This is a genomic window from Brevibacterium ammoniilyticum, from assembly GCF_038429965.1.
Lineage (GTDB): Bacteria > Actinomycetota > Actinomycetes > Actinomycetales > Brevibacteriaceae > Brevibacterium > Brevibacterium ammoniilyticum.
Genome location: NZ_BAABNP010000004.1, coordinates 24,386 through 42,163, shown reverse-complemented (window position 1 = coordinate 42,163; position 17,778 = coordinate 24,386). Strand labels below are relative to the sequence as shown.

At 68.3% G+C, this 17,778-nt stretch carries 17 protein-coding genes; 14 read left to right on the top strand and 3 right to left on the bottom strand.

The window, feature by feature from the left end; translation table 11 throughout:
• Position 1: 1 nt before the first annotated feature.
• On the top strand, positions 2-1,000 hold the full coding sequence (miaA, locus tag AAHA49_RS05835; RefSeq protein WP_342037567.1) for a tRNA (adenosine(37)-N6)-dimethylallyltransferase MiaA: 999 nt from the start codon (positions 2-4) through the stop codon (positions 998-1,000).
• The gene (dapF, locus tag AAHA49_RS05830; protein WP_342037566.1) at positions 997-1,971 is read left to right on the top strand and encodes a diaminopimelate epimerase; all 975 of its coding nucleotides are present in this window, start codon (positions 997-999) and stop codon (positions 1,969-1,971) included. The genes miaA and dapF overlap by 4 nt, the downstream gene beginning before the upstream one ends.
• A gap of 38 nt (positions 1,972-2,009) precedes the next feature.
• Here dapF and AAHA49_RS05825 read toward each other — a convergent pair whose 3' ends face one another.
• Complete coding sequence (locus AAHA49_RS05825; RefSeq protein ID WP_342037565.1) at positions 2,010-2,627, bottom strand: class I SAM-dependent methyltransferase; 618 nt, start codon at positions 2,625-2,627, stop codon at positions 2,010-2,012.
• Positions 2,628-2,746: 119 nt separating this feature from the next.
• Between AAHA49_RS05825 and hflX the strand changes: the two genes are divergently transcribed.
• The 3 genes from hflX to AAHA49_RS05810 all read left to right on the top strand — a co-directional run bounded on the left by hflX (position 2,747) and on the right by AAHA49_RS05810 (position 6,942).
• A complete protein-coding gene (gene hflX / locus AAHA49_RS05820) occupies positions 2,747-4,222 on the top strand; it encodes a GTPase HflX (protein ID WP_342037564.1) in 1,476 nt (491 codons plus the stop codon).
• Positions 4,219-6,204: an ATP-dependent DNA helicase gene (locus tag AAHA49_RS05815; protein ID WP_342037563.1), complete on the top strand. Its 1,986-nt coding sequence runs from the start codon at positions 4,219-4,221 to the stop codon at positions 6,202-6,204. The genes hflX and AAHA49_RS05815 overlap by 4 nt, the downstream gene beginning before the upstream one ends.
• A gap of 489 nt (positions 6,205-6,693) precedes the next feature.
• Complete coding sequence (locus AAHA49_RS05810; RefSeq protein ID WP_342037562.1) at positions 6,694-6,942, top strand: hypothetical protein; 249 nt, start codon at positions 6,694-6,696, stop codon at positions 6,940-6,942.
• A gap of 350 nt (positions 6,943-7,292) precedes the next feature.
• Here the strand turns inward: AAHA49_RS05810 and lexA are convergent, their stop codons facing one another.
• Positions 7,293-8,048: a transcriptional repressor LexA gene (lexA, locus tag AAHA49_RS05805; protein WP_342037561.1), complete on the bottom strand. Its 756-nt coding sequence runs from the start codon at positions 8,046-8,048 to the stop codon at positions 7,293-7,295.
• A gap of 254 nt (positions 8,049-8,302) precedes the next feature.
• Between lexA and AAHA49_RS05800 the strand changes: the two genes are divergently transcribed.
• The 9 genes from AAHA49_RS05800 (at position 8,303) to AAHA49_RS05760 (ending at position 16,418) form a co-directional block, all read left to right on the top strand.
• Positions 8,303-8,614, top strand: a complete 312-nt coding sequence (locus AAHA49_RS05800; RefSeq protein WP_227007250.1) for a LysM peptidoglycan-binding domain-containing protein — start codon at positions 8,303-8,305, stop codon at positions 8,612-8,614.
• 9 nt (positions 8,615-8,623) lie between these two features.
• Positions 8,624-9,757 carry a histidinol-phosphate transaminase gene (locus tag AAHA49_RS05795; RefSeq protein WP_342037560.1) on the top strand — a complete coding sequence of 378 codons (1,134 nt, stop codon included), beginning with the start codon at positions 8,624-8,626 and terminating at the stop codon, positions 9,755-9,757.
• Between the two features lie 132 nt (positions 9,758-9,889).
• Positions 9,890-10,486, top strand: a complete 597-nt coding sequence (gene hisB / locus AAHA49_RS05790; RefSeq protein ID WP_342037559.1) for an imidazoleglycerol-phosphate dehydratase HisB — start codon at positions 9,890-9,892, stop codon at positions 10,484-10,486.
• Positions 10,483-11,085, top strand: a complete 603-nt coding sequence (locus tag AAHA49_RS05785; RefSeq protein WP_193338681.1) for a hypothetical protein — start codon at positions 10,483-10,485, stop codon at positions 11,083-11,085. The genes hisB and AAHA49_RS05785 overlap by 4 nt, the downstream gene beginning before the upstream one ends.
• Positions 11,082-11,699: an imidazole glycerol phosphate synthase subunit HisH gene (gene hisH, locus AAHA49_RS05780; protein ID WP_342037558.1), complete on the top strand. Its 618-nt coding sequence runs from the start codon at positions 11,082-11,084 to the stop codon at positions 11,697-11,699. The genes AAHA49_RS05785 and hisH overlap by 4 nt, the downstream gene beginning before the upstream one ends.
• Positions 11,700-11,800: 101 nt before the next feature.
• Positions 11,801-12,529, top strand: a complete 729-nt coding sequence (gene priA, locus AAHA49_RS05775) for a bifunctional 1-(5-phosphoribosyl)-5-((5-phosphoribosylamino)methylideneamino)imidazole-4-carboxamide isomerase/phosphoribosylanthranilate isomerase PriA (RefSeq protein WP_342037557.1) — start codon at positions 11,801-11,803, stop codon at positions 12,527-12,529.
• A 5-nt stretch (positions 12,530-12,534) separates the two neighbouring features.
• Entirely contained in the window at positions 12,535-13,281 is a 747-nt protein-coding gene (locus AAHA49_RS05770) for an SseB family protein (RefSeq protein ID WP_342037556.1), read from the top strand.
• A gap of 90 nt (positions 13,282-13,371) precedes the next feature.
• Positions 13,372-14,718 (top strand): amidohydrolase, encoded by a 1,347-nt coding sequence (locus AAHA49_RS05765; RefSeq protein WP_342037555.1) that lies wholly within the window; start codon positions 13,372-13,374, stop codon positions 14,716-14,718.
• Between the two features lie 56 nt (positions 14,719-14,774).
• Positions 14,775-16,418 (top strand): AbgT family transporter, encoded by a 1,644-nt coding sequence (locus AAHA49_RS05760; RefSeq protein WP_342037554.1) that lies wholly within the window; start codon positions 14,775-14,777, stop codon positions 16,416-16,418.
• Between the two features lie 171 nt (positions 16,419-16,589).
• On the opposite strand, the gene AAHA49_RS05755 is transcribed toward AAHA49_RS05760, so the two are convergent.
• Entirely contained in the window at positions 16,590-17,747 is a 1,158-nt protein-coding gene (locus tag AAHA49_RS05755; protein WP_342037553.1) for a Rossmann-fold NAD(P)-binding domain-containing protein, read from the bottom strand.
• Positions 17,748-17,778: the final 31 nt, after the last annotated feature.

The following is a 17,778-nucleotide window of genomic DNA, read 5'->3' as shown; positions in this document are numbered from 1 at the left end:
GATGAGCACTCCCGCATCGGCGCGCGGCACAACAGGCTCGGTGAGCGACACAGAGGCGTCGCAGTCCACTACCCAGGGTGCGGACACGATCCCACCTGTCATCACCGTCGTCGGGGCGACCGCTACGGGCAAGTCCGATCTCGCGCTCGACCTGGCCGACCACCTCGGCGGGGAGATCGTCAACACCGATGCGATGCAGTTCTACCGGGGGATGGACATCGGCACGGCGAAGCTGCCTCCTGCTCAGCGCCGCGGGATCGACCACCACCTCATCGACATCCTCGACGTCACCGACGAGGCGAACGTCCAGACCTTCCAGGCACAGGCGCGCGCTGCGATCGCCGAGATCCGTGCCCGGGGGCACCGTCCCATCCTCGTCGGCGGCTCCGGCCTCTACGCGCGCGCCGCGACCGACCGCCTCGACTTCCCCGGCACCGACGCGACGGTGCGCTCCTGCCTCGAGGCCGAGGTCGAGGCCGACCGGTGGGCTGCCCACGCGAGACTGGCAGACCTCGATCCGGTCGCTGCGGAGAAGATCACCGTCAACGACGTCCGCCGGATCGTCCGCGCCCTCGAGGTCATCGAACTCACCGGCCGCCCGTTCACCGCGTCTCTGCCCGAGTACACGGAGATCGAACCGACGATCCACATCGGACTCGCCCTCGACCGCGGCACCCTGCACGACCGCATCGCCCGCCGCGTCGACCTCATGTGGGAGGCCGGGTGGGTCGACGAGGTCCGTACCCTCCTCGACCGTGGACTCGCGAGCGGGAAGACCGCCTCCCGGGCCATCGGCTACGCCCAGATCCAGGACTACCTCGCAGGCACCCTCGACGCCGATGCCGCCCGCCAATCGACGACCGTGCGCACCCGCCAGTTCGCCCGCCGCCAGGACACGTGGTTCCGCCGCGACCCGCGCATCACCTGGATCGACTCCGGTGTCTCCGATGCCGGGGCCCGGCTGAACGCGGCACTGTCGATCGTTAGACTGGAATCATGAATACCCCGTTCGCCGCCCTCGCCGGCACCCGCTTCCACAAGGGCCACGGCACCGAGAACGACTTCGTCCTCCTCGAGGACGACGGCGGCGACCTCACCCTCCACCCTGAGACGGTGGCCCTCCTCGCCGACCGGCGCACCGGCCTCGGCGGCGACGGCGTCATCCGCATCGTCCGCTCCGCCGACTCCGGGATCCCCGGCGCCGACGCGCAGGCCGCCGACGGCGCGGAATGGTTCATGGACTACTACAACCACGACGGCAGCCTCTCGGAGATGTGCGGCAACGGGGTGCGCGTCTTCGCCCACACTCTCGTCGCCACCGGCCGCGTCCCTGCCGACGCCGCTGAGATCAAGGTCGGCACCCGCGACGGGATCAAGACCGTCCGCACGACCCTCAACCCCGCCCTCGGCGAAGTCGAGACCTCCACCGAGGCAGCGACGTCCGGCCCGGGCGGACCCGAGGACGCGTGGTACACCGTCGACATGGGCTCATGGTCGCTCGACGAGCGCGCCGAGGTCCTCGTCACCACCGCCGGCATCGACGTCGCCCGCCCGGGCCTGTCGGTGGAGACGGGCAATCCCCACACCGTCGTCGCCCTCGCCGAGGCGGCCGAACTCGCCGCCGCCGACCTCCGTGACGCTCCCGTCCTCGACCCTGTGCCGCCTCACGGATCCAACGTCGAGTTCATCGTCATGGAACCCGCCCGCAGCGACATCGCCGGGGGAGAGGGCGCCCTGCGGATGCGCGTGTCCGAACGCGGGGTGGGGGAGACCCGATCGTGCGGCACCGGTGCGTGCGCGGCGGCGATCGCCGCCCACCACTGGGCGGGACCGACCTCACCGCTGCAGTGGCGCGTCGACGTCCCCGGCGGACGCCTGCGCATCGGCATCACCCCGGATCAGACCGGTGATCGGGGAACGGTCACCCTTGCCGGTCCCGCCGTGCTCGTCGCCGAGGGCACGCTCGACTGAACGACCGCCTCGGCGGGGAGACCGCGAGGGCCGTGAGCTCAGGCGTCCCTGTGGACGGTGAGGATGCGGAAGCCCTTGGATGAGGCGGTGCGCTCGGCGGTGAAGCCGTCTCCGAGCATTCCCCGCATCCAGCTCAGCAGCGAATCCGCGCCGAGGTTCTTCAACACGACGAGATCGGCGCGACCGCCCGGCGCCAGGCGCGGCAGCCACGTCTCCAGCAGTTCGTGGAGGGCGTCCTTGCCGATGCGGATCGGCGGGTTCGAGCGGATCGTCGTGAAGGTGAGGTCCTCCGGCACCTGTTCGGCGGTGACGGGACGGATCGAGGTGAGGCCGAGTCGGGCGGCATTGGACGCGGTCGACTCCAGGGACCGGGAGTTGACGTCGAGGGCCCAGATGCGGACGTCCACCTCGGCGTCGGCGGCCTGGAATGCCGACTCGAGCGCGATGGGACCCCACCCGCACCCGAGGTCGAGGAGGTCGCCGGGGGCGGGATCGGGCAGATGCCTGAGCAGGACCGCGGTGCCGGGGTCGAGACGGGTGGGGGAGAACGTCCCGCTCATCGTCTCCACCGTCACGGTGCGACCGGCCAGGTCGAGCGTGAGCTCACGCCGCTTCGCCTCGCTCGATGGGCTCTCAGTGAAATAGTGCTCGGACACGTCTCCAGTCTAGGCGGCTGTGGGAGAATATATGGACGCACCGCAGCGTTGTACTTCTCAGGCGTCGTCCAACGATCGGCGCCCGCACACGAAGAGTCTGCACACGAACAAAGGAATGAATGACCTCCACTGACAAAGAGCGTCGAGACGCCATGCTCGACCGTGTCCTCGCCCGAGGTGCCCAGGCGCTGAGCCCCAAGCAGGCCTCCGCCGACGAAGAATCGCAGTTCGACCTCGCCGAGCGCGCCGCCCTGCGCCGTGTCGCCGGCCTCTCGACCGAACTCGAAGACGTCACCGAGGTCGAATACCGTCAGATCCGGCTCGAGCGGGTCGTCCTCGCCGGACTGTGGAACACCACCCTCGACGAGGCGGAGAACTCCATCCGCGAGCTCGCCGCCCTCGCCGAGACCGCCGGCTCCGAAGTCCTCGACGCGATCGTCCAGCGCCGCGACAAGCCGGACCCCGGCACCTACCTGGGCCGCGGCAAGGCTGCCGAGCTCAAAGAGATAGTCGAAGCCGTCGGCGCCGACACCGTGATCATCGACTCCGAACTCGCCCCCAGCCAGCGGCGCGGGCTCGAGGACGTCATCAAGGTCAAGGTCGTCGACCGGGTCGCGCTCATCCTCGACATCTTCGCCCAGCACGCGAAGTCCCGCGAAGGCAAGGCGCAGGTCGAACTCGCCCAGCTCGAATACCTCCTGCCGCGTCTGCGCGGTTGGGGTGAGTCGCTGTCCCGCCAGGCCGGCGGCCGTGTCGCCGGCGGTGCCGGCATCGGCTCCCGCGGTCCCGGTGAGACGAAGATCGAACTCGACCGTCGCCGCATCCGCACCCGGATGGCGAAGCTGCGCCGCCAGATCGCCGGCATGGCTCCCGCGCGTGACACGAAGCGGAAGAACCGCTCCCGCAACCATGTGCCCTCGGTTGCGATCGTCGGGTACACGAACGCGGGCAAGTCGTCCCTGCTCAACCGGCTCACCGACGCCGAGGTGATGGTCCAGAACGCGCTGTTCGCGACCCTCGACCCCACGGTGCGCCAGTCGCGGACCGCTGACGGGATCACGTTCACCTACACCGACACGGTCGGCTTCGTCCGGAACCTGCCCCATCAGCTCGTCGAAGCGTTCCGGTCGACGCTTGAGGAGGCCGCGGACTCCGATCTGCTCCTCCACGTTGTCGACGCCTCACACCCGGATCCGCAGGGGCAGATCCATGCGGTGCGGCAGGTGCTCGGCGACGTCGACACCGGTGACATCCCCGAACTCCTCGTCTTCAACAAGGTCGACCTCGCCGATGAGAACGTCGTCACGGCCCTGCGCGCGGAGTACCCGGGCGCCCGTTTCGTCTCCGCGGCGACGGGGGAGGGCATCGCCGAGCTCGTTGAGACGATCGAGGAGAAGCTGCCTTCGCCGAACATCGAGGTCTCCGTGCTCATCCCCTATGAGCGGGGCGACCTGGTGTCGAAGATCTATGCACTCGGCACGGTCGACCATGAGGAGCACGGCGTCGGCGGCACCGGCATGCATGCGAAGGTGCCGGCTGAGCTCGCCGCCGAACTCGAGGAGTTCCGCCGGCCCGACATGGTCATCGGCGAGTGAGCACGGTCGGCGACCTGCTCTCTGCGGCCGTCGGCGCCATCGGCGGGTCGACCCGTGAGGGTCAGACCGAGATGGCGCAGGCGGTCGCCTCGTCGCTCGACAACGGCATCCACCTCCTCGTTCAGGCGGGCACCGGCACCGGCAAGTCGCTGGCCTACCTCGTGCCCGCCGCGGAGTATGCGAGCCGCACGGGTGGGAAGGTCATCGTGTCCACGGCGACACTGGCCCTGCAGACGCAGATCATCCACCGGGACCTCCCGCGCCTGTTCAAAGCCGTCAAACGGTCCCTTGATCCGCTGCCGAAGGCCGCGCTGCTCAAGGGACGCCGGAACTATGTGTGCAAGCACAAGCTCGCCGGCGGCTATCCGGACGAGGACGAGGGGATGCTCTTCGACCTCGGCGCGGATGCCGCGGCCGGGCGCAAGCCTGCGGACCGGTCGGGGCTCGGCGAGGAGATCCAGCGGATCCGCACGTGGGAGAAGACGACGGAGACCGGTGACCGCGACGACCTGATCCCCGGGGTCAGCGACAAGGCGTGGGCGCAGGTCTCGGTCAACGCCTTCGACTGCCTCGGCTCGAACTGTCCGCTCTTCACAGAATGCTTCGCCGAGCAGGCCCGCAATGCCGCCGCCGAGGCGGACATCGTCGTGACCAATCATGCGCTGCTCGCGATCGACGCGTTCGGGGAGAACTCCGTGCTGCCCGAACACGACGTCATCATCATCGACGAGGCGCACGAGCTCAAGGACCGGGTCACCAGCGCCCTGTCGGGCCAGATCAACACGGGCATGCTCTCGGCCGCGACCTCCGCGGTGCGCAAGCACACCACCGTCGAGGACGGGGTCGTCGCTCTGCTCGACACCGCCTCGGCGGCCTTCGAACGCGCCGTCTCAGGCACGACCGAAGGGCTCATGCTCTCGCTGAGCGAACCCCTGGGGCTGGCGCTCACGCAGATCCGCGACTCCGCCCGCCAGATCATCAACGACATCGGGGGTCGCAGCGAGGACGCTGACGCCGGACGGCAGATGGCGAAGGCCCGGTGCCAGGAGATCTTCGAACTCGCCGAACGCTTCTGCGACCCCGGCAAGAACGACGTCATCTGGCTCAGCCGGTCGACGTTCCGGGAGAGGGAGACGGTCAACCTCGTCGTCGCCCCGCTCAGCGTGGCCGGCACCATGCGGCACGGCATCTTCGAGGAGTCGACGGTCGTGGCGACATCGGCGACCCTGTCCTTGGGCGGGAACTTCGATGCCGTGGCCGCCTCGCTCGGACTCGTCGGACCTGATGCGCCGAGGTGGGACGGCCTCGACGTCGGCTCGCCGTTCGACTACGGCAAGCAGGGCATCGTCTACGTCGCCGCGCACCTGCCGAAACCCGGTCGCAGCGGACTGAGCGAGGAGGCGCTGGCCGAACTCGAAGCGCTCGTCACCGCATCCAAGGGCGGTGCGCTGGGACTCTTCTCCTCGCGGGCGGCCGCGAATGCCGCGGCCGAGCACCTGCGCGACGCGGTCGACCTGCCGATCCTGCTCCAGGGCGATGACGGTCTGCCGTCGTTGGTCTCCCGGTTCGCCGCCGATGACGAGGCGTGCCTGTTCGGGACGATGTCGCTGTGGCAGGGCGTCGACGTGCCCGGTCGGACGAACCGACTCGTCATCATCGACCGGATTCCCTTCCCCCGGCCCGACGACCCGCTCATGCAGGCTCGTGCCCGGGATGCCGATCGGCGTGGGGTCAACGGATTCATGGCGGTGAGCGCGACTCATGCCGCGCTCCGTCTCGCCCAAGGTGCCGGGCGCCTCATCCGCTCGACCGGGGACAAAGGCGTCGTCGCGGTGCTCGACTCTCGGCTGCGCTCGGCCCGGTACGCCGGCTACCTCGTCAACTCGATGCCACGGATGTGGCCGACGACGGACTCGGCGCTCGTGCGCACGGCCCTGGGACGCCTGGCCGCGACGAAGGACGACGACTCCGCGAAGGGCTGACGGCGCGTCCGCGAGGCGACGGTGCGTCTGTGTGACGGCGGTGCGTCGGCAAGCGCGGTGAGGCGGGCCGGACTCTGCGCGGTATCCTGCACGTCCTACGTCCAGGTCGACTTCGCACGCATAGCCCTGTTTCGCACGCGCAGCGACATTTCCTAGGCCTGGCTCCGTATAGCGTCGCTCCAACGAGATGAACCACCCGTGCACAGGTGGTTTATCGAGCTAAGCGTGATGGTGAGAACCGCGCTCGAAAATGAGTGCACGCTGTGACGCTGATAGTCCCCAAGCTGTGTAGCTGAGGCCCTCGCGTATTGTCCGCGAACTGCGCACCAGGGGTGGTCGCGATTTAGAGCACTCGTGTTGCCGAGCCCCTTGCGTTGTCGGGCCCCTTGCGTTGTCGGGGCATTCGCGCTCACGGGGGACCACCTCGGCGAGGTGATGGTGCGTCGATAAGGATCGGGTGTTCCCGGGCGCGATGGTAGAGTCCGCGTCATGGCCGGGATCTCGCGCAGGAAGAAGTACGGTCTGGTGTGCCTGCTCATCGGCGTCGTCTGCCTGGTGTCCGGTGGGATCGGGTTCCTGGTGGGAGCAAAAGCCGAGGACATCTGGCCGCCCGCACTGCTGATCGTCGGCGGGCTTGCCGCGCTGTTGAGCCTCGGAGCGCTCTTCGACAACGGAGATTCTGCAGGGGGCGCGCACACGACGACCTCGTCGATGAACGACATCACGCGCAATCTCTGACGTCGTCGCTGCCACTGGTCCTTGGTGACCCTCGTCGTGAGCGCCGCAACCGCAAACCACCCCTGTAACCGCATCTCCACCAGGCAGCCGCAATTCATACGTCTGGCTCCGCACAACGTCGGTGCAACGCGATAAACCACCTGTGCACAGGTGGTGTGTGGAGCTGAAGGTGGTTGAAGGGCTGGGCGGCCTCCGTGAGGGATAAGCCTCGCTCGTCGCAAGCCGCGCTCGTCACAAGCCAGCTCACGCGCCGCGGAAACGCCGAATGCCCCCGACCACCATCGGTCGGGGGCATTCGTGCTCACGGCAGGCCACCTCGGCGAGGATCTGCGCACCCTCGCCGATGTACCTCAGAGGCGGCGGATGACGGCGACGACGAGGCCCATGATCTGGGCATAGGTGCCGTCGATCGGGTCGTAGTCCTTGTTCTGCGGCAGCAGCCACTGGCGCCCGGCCTTGCGCTTGAGCGTCTTCACCGTCGCCTCGCCGTCGAGGAGGGCCGCGACGATCTGACCGTTGTCCGCAGTGTGCTGCTTGCGCACGACGACCCAGTCGTCGTGGCAGATCGCGGCTTCGATCATCGAGTCGCCGACGACTTTGAGCAGGAACATCTCACCCGAGCCGACGACCTGCGTGGGCAGGGAGAAGACGTCGTCGATCTCCTGCTCGGCGAGGATCGGCCCGCCGGCGGCGATGCGCCCGACGACGGGGACCTGGACGGTGTTGTTCGCCAGCTCCTCGTACTTCGCGCGCTCGGCCTCCTCCTCTTCGAACGGGTTGACGACCTCGATCGCACGCGGACGCTTGGGGTCGCGGCGGACGTAGCCGAGCCGTTCGAGCTGGGAGAGCTGATGCGCCACGCTTGAGAGCGACGCGAGCCCGGCCGCCTCACCGATCTCACGCATGCTCGGCGGATAGCCGTTGGTCACCACGGCGCGCTCGATCGTCTCGAGCACGAGCCGCTGCCTGGGGGAGAGCCGGAAGTCCCCGGCCCCGGTCGGACCGTCAGGAATTTCGACCTCGTCCTCGTCGTTGCGGGCCGCGGCGATCTCGCTGGCAACATCCTCGTTGCGCGGCCGTCCTCTGCCTCGTTTGCTCTGCACCATTGCTCTCTCCCCTTCGTTCTAATCCCGCCGTTTCCCACCGGTCGAACCGCCTCGAGAGATCTCGTGTCAGTGCCGCCTGGGATGGTTGTTCGAGACCGATCAACAACGCTGGTTCTCGTTCATTGTCTCATAAATGTTCGAGATGGACTGGACATATGTTCGAATGGCATGTTGAATAGAACAGACGTTCTACCCATTGCGGGTGGAATCGTACGAAGAAAGAGGTAAATGCAATGTCTGCGAAGACTTCCCCCATGCATCTGACCACCCGTGGCCGCCGCGCCGTCCGCCTGCTCCGCACCGCACTGTGCGCGCTGGCCATCATCGGAGGCACGCTCTTCTTCTCCGCTCAGACGTTCACCGCCGAGGCGGTCGCCGGGGACGAGGTCGTCGGCGTCGCCGCGGACGCCGTCGTCGTCGGCGAGGGAGAGTCGCTGTGGACCGTGGCCTCGAACCTCGGACTCGACCGGGACACCCGCGATGTCGTCGCCGACATCGTCGAGCTCAACCACCTGTCCTCGCCCGTCGTCCACCCCGGCCAGAGCCTCGACGTTCCCCAGCGCTAAAATCGGTGTGTGGGAAACATCGAGTCTCTGCCAGTGCGTGCCGATCTCGTCGGACGGGAGCCCTACGGCGCTCCTCACCTCGACGTTCCGGTGCAGCTCAACGTCAATGAGAACGCCTATCCGATCCCGGACGTCGTCGTCGCGGCGATGCGGGAGGCCGTCGACACGCATCTGTCCGGACTCAACCGCTACCCGGACCGGGAGTTCACCGCGCTCCGCGAGCACCTCGTCGGCTACCTCGACGGCGTCAACGAACGCGCCGGCACCCCTGTCGATCTGCGCCCGGAGATGATCTGGGCGGCCAATGGCTCGAATGAGGTCCTCTCCCACATCGTCCAGGCCTTCGGCGGTCCCGGGCGCACCGCGCTCGGCTTCACGCCCAGCTACTCGATGCACCCGCTCATCACCACCGGCACCGGTGCCGAATGGGTCCATGCCGACCGTGACGATGATTTCGGTCTCACCGCCGAGGCGGTCGCCGCCGAAGTCGCCCGTGTCGACCCGGACATCGTCTTCCTCTGCACCCCGAACAACCCCACCGGCACCTCGCTCGGCCTCGACGTCATCGAAGCCGCCTACGACAACTGCTCGGGCATCGTCATCGTCGACGAGGCGTACGCCGAATTCTCCCGCCCCGCACTGCCCTCGGCGATGACCCTGCTCGAGGGCCGCCCCCGTCTCGTCGTCTCCCGGACGATGAGCAAGGCGTTCGCGTGCGCGGGTCTGCGCCTCGGCTATGCGATCGCCGCCCCCGAACTCATCGACACCCTCCGCCTCGTGCGCCTGCCCTACCATCTCTCCGACGTCACGCAGGTCCTCGCGTGCACCGCACTCGACCACGCGGACCTCCTGCTCGGCAACGTCGACCGGCTCATCGACTCTCGCAACGCCATCGCCGCACGCCTGGCCGAAATCGGCTTCACCGTGCACCCGAGCGATTCGAACTTCGTCCTCTTCGGCAACATCGCGAACCCGGCCGAACTGTGGCAGAAACTGCTCGACCGAGGCATCCTCATCCGCGACATCGGCATCGCCCATCATGCCCGTGTCAACGCCGGCACCGAGGCTGAGACGACTGCGTTCCTCACAGCGATCAGCGATATCGTCGACACCGATCCCAGCATCCTGCTCACGTCGAACTGAGACCGCGCTCATTCAATTGAGACGGCTCCCGGCGAACTGAGTCGTCTGAGGTCGCCCTGGTCATCACCCGGGCCGCGACCCTGGGACAATGGAGAGGGCACCACCCGCGCTGCACACGAAGAAAGGCTCACTATGAGGCAGGCCCAGCTGGAGAGGTCGACATCCGAATCGACCGTGTCCGTCGCGCTCGATCTCGACGGCACCGGGAAGTCCGACATCTCGACGACCGTGCCGTTCTTCGACCATATGCTCACGGCGCTCGCGAAGCACTCCCTCATCGACTTGGACGTCTCCTCCTCCGGCGACACCCACATCGACGTCCACCACACCGTCGAGGACACCTCGATCGTCATCGGTCAGGCCATCGCCGAGGCACTCGGCGACAAAGCCGGCATCCGCCGGTACGGTGCCGCCTTCGTCCCGCTCGACGAGTCCCTGGCCCGGTGCGTCGTCGACATCTCCGGTCGGCCCTACTTCGTCCACGCAGGCGAACCCGAAGGCCAGCAGTACCACCTCATCGGCGGGCACTTCACCGGGTCGATGACCTCGCACGCCCTGGAATCGATCGCCTTCCACGCGGGACTGACCGTCCACCTCGACCTCATCCGCGGCCGCGACCCGCACCACATCGTCGAAGCGCAGTTCAAAGCCTTCGCCCGCGCCCTGCGCGAAGCCGTCGAACCCGACGGCCGCACCACCGCCGTGCCGAGCACCAAGGGAGTCCTGTGAGCACCACCGTCGTCGTCACCCCGTTCGGGATCCCCGACCAGCTCGCCGCCGCCTGCGTGCTCTCGAACATCACCGGCACGATCGTCCCGATCGGTGAGTTCACCGGCATCGTCCTCGAGGATACGGGAGTTCAAGCCGGCAACGAGGCGGCTGCGGCCATCTCGAAGCTCGCCGGCAAGCACGAAGTCCTCCTGCTCGTGCGCAGCGATGAGCAGATCGACGCCGGCCACTACCGCAACGGCGCCCGCGAATCCGATGTGCCCGCGGGACTGGCCCTGCGCAACCTGCCCGACGTCGTCGAACAGCTGCTGCTCGAACTCACGACCGCTGACCGGGTCGAGGGCAGCATCCCCACCTCGTCGATGTCGAAGCTCCAGGCCAGCGCCGCGACGATGACCCCGGGCCGGGCGGCCTTGGCCAGGACCGCGCTGCTGTGGATCATCGTCGCCGTCCTCGCCGGTCTCGTCCTCGCCTTCGGCGTCACCGTCGGCCTCGGCGGCAACGCCATGGCGTGGGCGGTTGCGGTCTTCGGCGGTGTCGTCCTCGGATTCTCCCTCTGGCGCATCTCCCGGGTGCTCTCGGGAGGGCGGTCGCAGTGACGACGATCGCCGTACTCGACTACGGAGCCGGCAATGTCCGTTCCGCTGTGCGTGCCGCGCAGGCCGCCGGCGCCGAGGTGACGCTGACGGCCGATCATGCCGTCATCGACGCAGCCGACGGACTCCTCGTCCCCGGAGTCGGCGCGTACTCCGCCGTCATGGCCGGACTCGAGGCCGTCGACGCCGTCGACCTCATCCGCGCCCGCCACGAAGCGGGCCGTCCGCTGCTCGGCATCTGCGTCGGATTGCAGGTCTTCTTCGCCGAAGGCCGTGAGCACGGTGTCGAGACGACCGGGATCGGGCTGTGGCCCGGTGAGGTCACCGCCCTCGATGCCCCTGTCGTGCCCCATATGGGCTGGTCGGACATCGCCGCCGCCGAAGGCTCGTCGATGTTCAGAGGCATCGAGGACGAGAAGTTCTACTTCGTCCACTCCTACGCTGCGACCGAGCACCCTGCCGGCACCCTCGTCACGACCGCCCATCACGGCTCCGACTTCGTCGCCGCCGTCGAGGACGGCACGACGTGGGCGGCGCAGTTCCATCCGGAGAAGTCCGCGCAGGCCGGTGCCTCACTGCTGCGCAACTGGATCGCCTCGTTCCCCGAGAGACCATAGGCTCCGCCAGACCCCGAGCACTCACCCCTCAGGCCCTCACACTCCCGTCGACCACCCGACCGACTGCGTTGCGGGCAGACCGCAACCGAAGAAAGGCCACCATGACCGACAAGCTCGTCCTCCTTCCCGCCGTCGACGTCGCCGACGGCAAGGCCGTCCGCCTCGTCCAGGGTGAAGCCGGCACCGAAACCGACTACGGTTCGCCCATCGACGCCGCCCACGACTTCGAGGCCCGCGGCGCGGAATGGATCCACCTCGTCGACCTCGACGCCGCGTTCGGCCGCGGCTCGAACTCGGACCTGCTCAACCAGGTCGTCAAGGCCGTCGACATCAAGGTCGAACTCTCCGGAGGCATCCGCGACACCGAAAGCCTCGAACGCGCCCTGGACACGGGCGCCGAACGCGTCAACATCGGCACCGCGGCCCTGGAGAACCCGGAGTGGACGGCGGAGATGATCGCCCGCTTCGGCAACCAGGTCGCCATCGGACTCGATGTGCGCGGTCAGACGCTCTCGGCCCGCGGCTGGACCAAGGACGGGGGAGACCTCTACGAAGTCCTCGCTGCCCTCGAAACCGCCGGCTGCGCGCGCTACGTCGTCACCGACGTCCGCAAGGACGGCACCCTGCAGGGACCGAACGTCGACCTCCTCGAGTCCCTGACGACCCGCACGGACAAGCCGATCACCGCCTCGGGCGGCGTCTCGAGCCTCGATGACCTGCGTGCGCTGCGCGCCCTCGTGCCCGCAGGCGTCGACTCCGCGATCGTCGGCAAGGCGCTCTACGCCGGGAAGTTCACCCTCGAAGAAGCCCTCGACGTCGCAGGACGCTGAGCACCATGTCCACCGACTCCGCCGGCCAGCCCTGGGAGGGCCGCAACCTCGCCCCCAACCCGTTCTCCGGTGACACCGGAGAGGCCGACGCCGCTCTGCTGACCGCCCTCGAAGCCGTCGCGGCGACACCGCTGGAACCGAGCGCCCACGAAGGCGTCGTGGCTGCCCTGGCCGGTGCCCGCCTCTACGCGCCGATCGTGCCGATCGCCGTCGACCACGGGGTCGGCGAGAACGGCCTCATGGTCGACAACTCCTCCGACATGGCCATGGTCCGACTCCGGGCCGAGGACGGCCGCGAATGCACCCCGGGATTCTCCGCGATCCCGCCGCTGTCCCAGTGGCATCCGCAGGCCCGGCCCGTGCCGATCGAGGCCGAACGCCTCGCGCTCGGGGCCGTCGAAGCCGAGTCCCAGCTCGTCGTCATCGACCCGGGCACCGACCGGTCGTTCCTCCTGCGGCGGCCCGCGCTCTTCGCGTTCGCGCAGGGACAGCCGTGGACTCCCGCGTGGGCCGATCCCACCGTCGCCGAGGCGGCCGTGGCCCTGGCCGGCCGGTTCCCCTGGCTGGCCCGCATCGCGGTGAGCCCCGGCAGTGCCCGCGTCCACGTCGAGGGGCCGGAACTCGGCATCCGCCTCGGCGTCCGTGATGACGTTCCCGCCGAGGAGATCGACCGGTTCCAGCGGGCGCTTGCGGCCGATCCGATCATCGTCGAGCGCGCGGACTCACTCGCCATCCAACTCACCCGGGTCTGAGCAGTCATCCAACTCACCCGGGTCTGAACAGACGGCCGAGTCTGCGACAGGGGATGTGCAGTCGTCGGATGTCTCCTATGCTTGGGACTCATGAGCGCCCGGAGAGACCTCAGTCACGTTGCCCGACCCGACGAGAGCTATCTCGATCACATCGCCGCCGAGACCCGCGATCGGGCGGAGAAAGCCGCAGAGTGGACCTCGGAGTTCACCGGCGCCCCCACCTCGAGCACGACGCGCATCGAGGCCAACCTCGCCACTGCCGAGCCTGAGATCACCGGCCTGCTCCACACGATCCACGCCTTGGCCGAAACGGCCTTCGAGGAGCACGAATCCGTCGCAGCGATCGCCTCGGTGCTGGAGGCCCGCGGAATCCCCGTCGAGACGGGACTCTTCGGTGTCGAGACGACGCTGCGGGCGACGACCGGCAACGGCAACGGCCGGACGATCGCGATCCTCGCCGAATACGACGCCCTGCCCGGCATCGGTCACGCGTGCGGGCACAACCTCATCGCGGCCGCCGCGGTCGGAGCCTTCCTCGCCCTCCACGACCTGTATGAACAGGATCCCGATGCGGTGCCGGGCACCGTCGTCCTCCTCGGCACCCCGGCGGAGGAAGGCCATTCGGGCAAAGAGGTCATGGCTCGGGCCGGTGCCTTCGAGGGCATCGATGCGGCGATCATGGTCCACGGGTACGGCTACGACTGCGCCGATCAGGTGTGGTTGGGCAGGCGCCTGCTCGAGGTCACGTACACCGGGGTCGCCGCGCATGCCTCGGCGCAGCCCTTCATGGGACGCAACGCCCTCGACGCGGCGACGCTGTTCTACCAGGGGCTCGGGCTCATGCGACAGCAGATGCCGCCGATCTCGCGCCTCCATGCCGTCATCGCCGACGGCGGCACTCGGCCCTCGATCATCACGGAGACCGCGCGAGTCCAGTGCTACGTGCGCTCGAAGTACCCGGAGACGCTCAAGGAGCTCTCCGAGAGGGTCGAGGACGCCGCGAACGGGGCTGCGCTGATGACGGGCACCGGGGTCAAGGTGACCTGGGATGAGCATCCGCCGTCGCTGCCGGTGCGCGGCAATGCGGCGCTCACCGCCCGGTGGGCGCTCCACGAGATCGAGCAGGACCGCACCCCGCTGCCGGCCGGTGTCCTCGACGAATCGATCGCCGCCTCGACGGACTTCGGCAACGTCTCCTACCGGATCCCCGGCATCCACCCGCTCATCAGGACCGCGGACGCCGAGGTGGCCCTGCACACCCGCGAATTCGCCGAGGCCGCGGACACCCCCGCCGCCGAGGCCGCCGCTCACGACGCCGCCTACGGGCTCGCGTGCACGGCACTCGACTTCCTCGTCGACGACGATCTCGCCGCCGAGGTGGTCGCCGAGTTCGAACGCGCCGGCGGCGCCATCGACGTCGAGAACTACTTCGCGTAGCACCCGAGCCAGCACTCGAACACGCACCAAAGCACCACCCGAGAGAAAGCAGAGCCATGTCAGCGCAGACTCCAGCGAAGGTCGGGATCGGCCAGCGCCTCCTCGACGGGATCGAACGGATCGGCAACCGCCTGCCCGAACCGTTCACGCTCTTCCTCGGACTCTTCCTCATCACCGGGGCCATCTCGACGGCGATGGCGCTGGCGAACGTGTCCATCTCCATTCCCGGCAGCGACGAGATCGTCACGATCAAGGGCCTGTTCACCGGCGAGGGCATGGCGTGGCTGACGACGACAATGGGGGAGAACTACATCGGGTTCCCGCCGCTGGCCACGGTGCTGCCGATCCTGCTGGCCGTCGGCGTCGCCGAGAAGTCCGGCATGCTCGCCGCGGCTGTGCGCGTCGCCTTCGGGTCGAGTCCCCGCTGGCTGCTGCCCTACGCTGTCGGCTTCGTCGGTGTGGTCGGGTCGATCATGGCCGACTCGGCGTTCATCATCATCCCCCCGCTCGCAGCCCTCGTGTTCAAGGCCGCCGGCCGGCACCCGATGGCCGGTCTCATCGGCGGGTTCGCCGCCACCGGCGCCGGCTATTCGACGTCGATCGTGCCGACCAGCCTCGATGCGCTCTTCGCCGGCATCACCACCTCGGTGATGGAGACCCTGCCCGGTGTCGAATACCAAGCGGTCAACCCGGTGTCGAACTACTACTTCAACATCGTCGCCTCGATCGTGCTCGCGATCATCGCCGGCTTCATCATCGACAAGCTCATCGAACCGAACATGGTCCGCAAGGGTGTGCCGCGTGACTACGTCGACGCGACGAAGCAGGGCCTGGACAAGAAGTACCAGGCGAAGACCGTCGCCTACAGCGAGAACTCGGTGACCGCCGAGGAGGTCGAGGCCGCGCAGAAGGAGATGAGCCCGAAGCTCGAACCCGCCGAGAAGAAGGGACTGCTCTGGGCGCTGCTGGCAGCACTCGCGCTCACCGCGGTCATCCTCGTCGCCGTGCTCATCCCGGATTCGCCGTGGCGGAACGAGGACGGCGGGTTTCTGCCGAAGTCGCCGCTGCTGTCCTCGATCGTCTTCATCGTCTTCGCGTACTTCATGCTCATGGGCGTCGTCTACGGACTCGTCGTGGGCACGGTGCGGTCGATGAATGACATCGTGCGGATGATGGCCGAGTCGATCATCGACATGATGTCCTTCCTCATCCTCGCGTTCATCCTCGGCCAGTTCATCGCCCTGTTCAACTGGACCGGCATCGGCTCGTGGATCGCCGTCGCCGGCGCCTCCGGGCTCGAGGCGATCGGGCTGACCGGGTTCGCCGCGATCATCGGGTTCATGCTGCTCGCGAGCGTGCTCAACCTCTTCATCGTCTCCGGTTCGTCGATGTGGACGCTCATGGCCGCGGTCTTCGTCCCGCTCTTCGCCCTCCTCGGCTACGAACCGGCGTTCATCCAGGCCGCGTTCCGCGTCGGCGACTCCGCGACCCAGGTCATCACCCCGCTCAACCCGTACATGATCGTCCTCCTCGGCCTCGTCCGCCGCTACGAGCCGACCGCGGGCCTGGGCACCGTGATCTCCCGGATGTTCCCGTTCGTCATCCCGTTCTGGCTCGCGTGGGCGGCCCTGCTCGCCCTCTGGTACTTCCTCGACCTGCCGCTCGGCCCCGGCAACGGGATCTTCCTCGGTCAGAGCTGAGGACGGTCGTCAGGGTCGCCGGTTCCCTCGCCGAGGTGGGGATCGGGTTTCCTGCGTATGTTCGCCGAGGTGGTCGTCCAGTCCGTGCGGATGTTCACGGTTCGGCCGGTGCGCCCGCCGAGGTAGGGGTCGGGTTTCCCACGTCCGCTCGCCGAGACGGGTGTCGGGCGCTCACCGCAGCATCGCGTCGATCCCGGCCCGCCAGTCGGCCTCGGCGTCACCTGTCTCGATTCGGCAGGGGCGGCGCCAGATCGGGGCGAGCTCGGCGAGCTCGTACATCGAGCGATCGAACCAGCCTGCTGCGCGAACGACTGCGTGGGGGAGGGCGATCGGCGTGCGGACCCGCGAGCCGAGGACCGAGTGGGTGTAGGCGGCGACTTCGGTGAGCGTCGGATTCGCGCTCGGGGCGATGACGAGGCGGTGCTCTCGGGAGACGGTCCTCGCCGAACCAGCTCGCGCCGAGCTAGTTCGCGCCGAGCCCACCCGCGCACCTGCACTGAGGTCCGCGGCATTGAGCTCCCCGGCATCGCGGGGCCGTCCTGTCTCCTCGAAATCGGCCGCTGCCTGAATCATCGTCGCCGCCATGTCATCGATGACGGTGATCCCGTGCGGCACATCGGTGCGGGCAGGGACGACGGCACGGTGGCCGTCCGCGATCCTCTCGGTGATGCACAGACGCACCACCGAACTCGTCGGAGAAGCCGTCGCGCCGATGAGATCGCCGGCGACGACGCTGGCCACCCGAGCCGGATGCGCGGTGCGTGCCTCGAGGAGCTGCTGCCGGATGCGGCCCTTGTCCTCGACGGGGGCGAACGGGGCATCGGCCGTGATCGGTGTGGTCCGTCCGGCGAAGGCGTAGACCGATTCGGGGAAGACGACGGGGATGTCGAGCTCGGCCGCCGCGTCGAGGATCGCGGCCTCAAGTCCCGGCAGTGTTTTGGCCCAGACTCGCGAGTCGTAGGCGGTGTGGACGCAGGCGAAGATCGCCTCGGCACCGACCACAGTCGCTGCCTGGAGGACTGCCTCGCGTGACGACGCATCACCCCGGGACCACGAAAGACGCCCGCACGAGGTCACAGACGTGGACCCCGAGTCCGACGTCGACTCAGACGCAGGAGCTGTCGTCGGCGTTGATGCCGTGCTGCTCACCGGCCGACGTTCGCGGGCGGTGTCCGCCGACGCCAACGCAGGCGACGTGCCGATCGCCGCGAGGGCGGTCTCCGATGGCTGCGAGCGGGTCATGATGCGGACGTCGGTGCCGGCCCGGACGAGGTCGGCGGCGATCTGTGAGCCGATTTGTCCGAAACCGAGGACGAGTGCTGACTTCATGGCGGATGTCCCTTCAGTTGATGAGCGAATC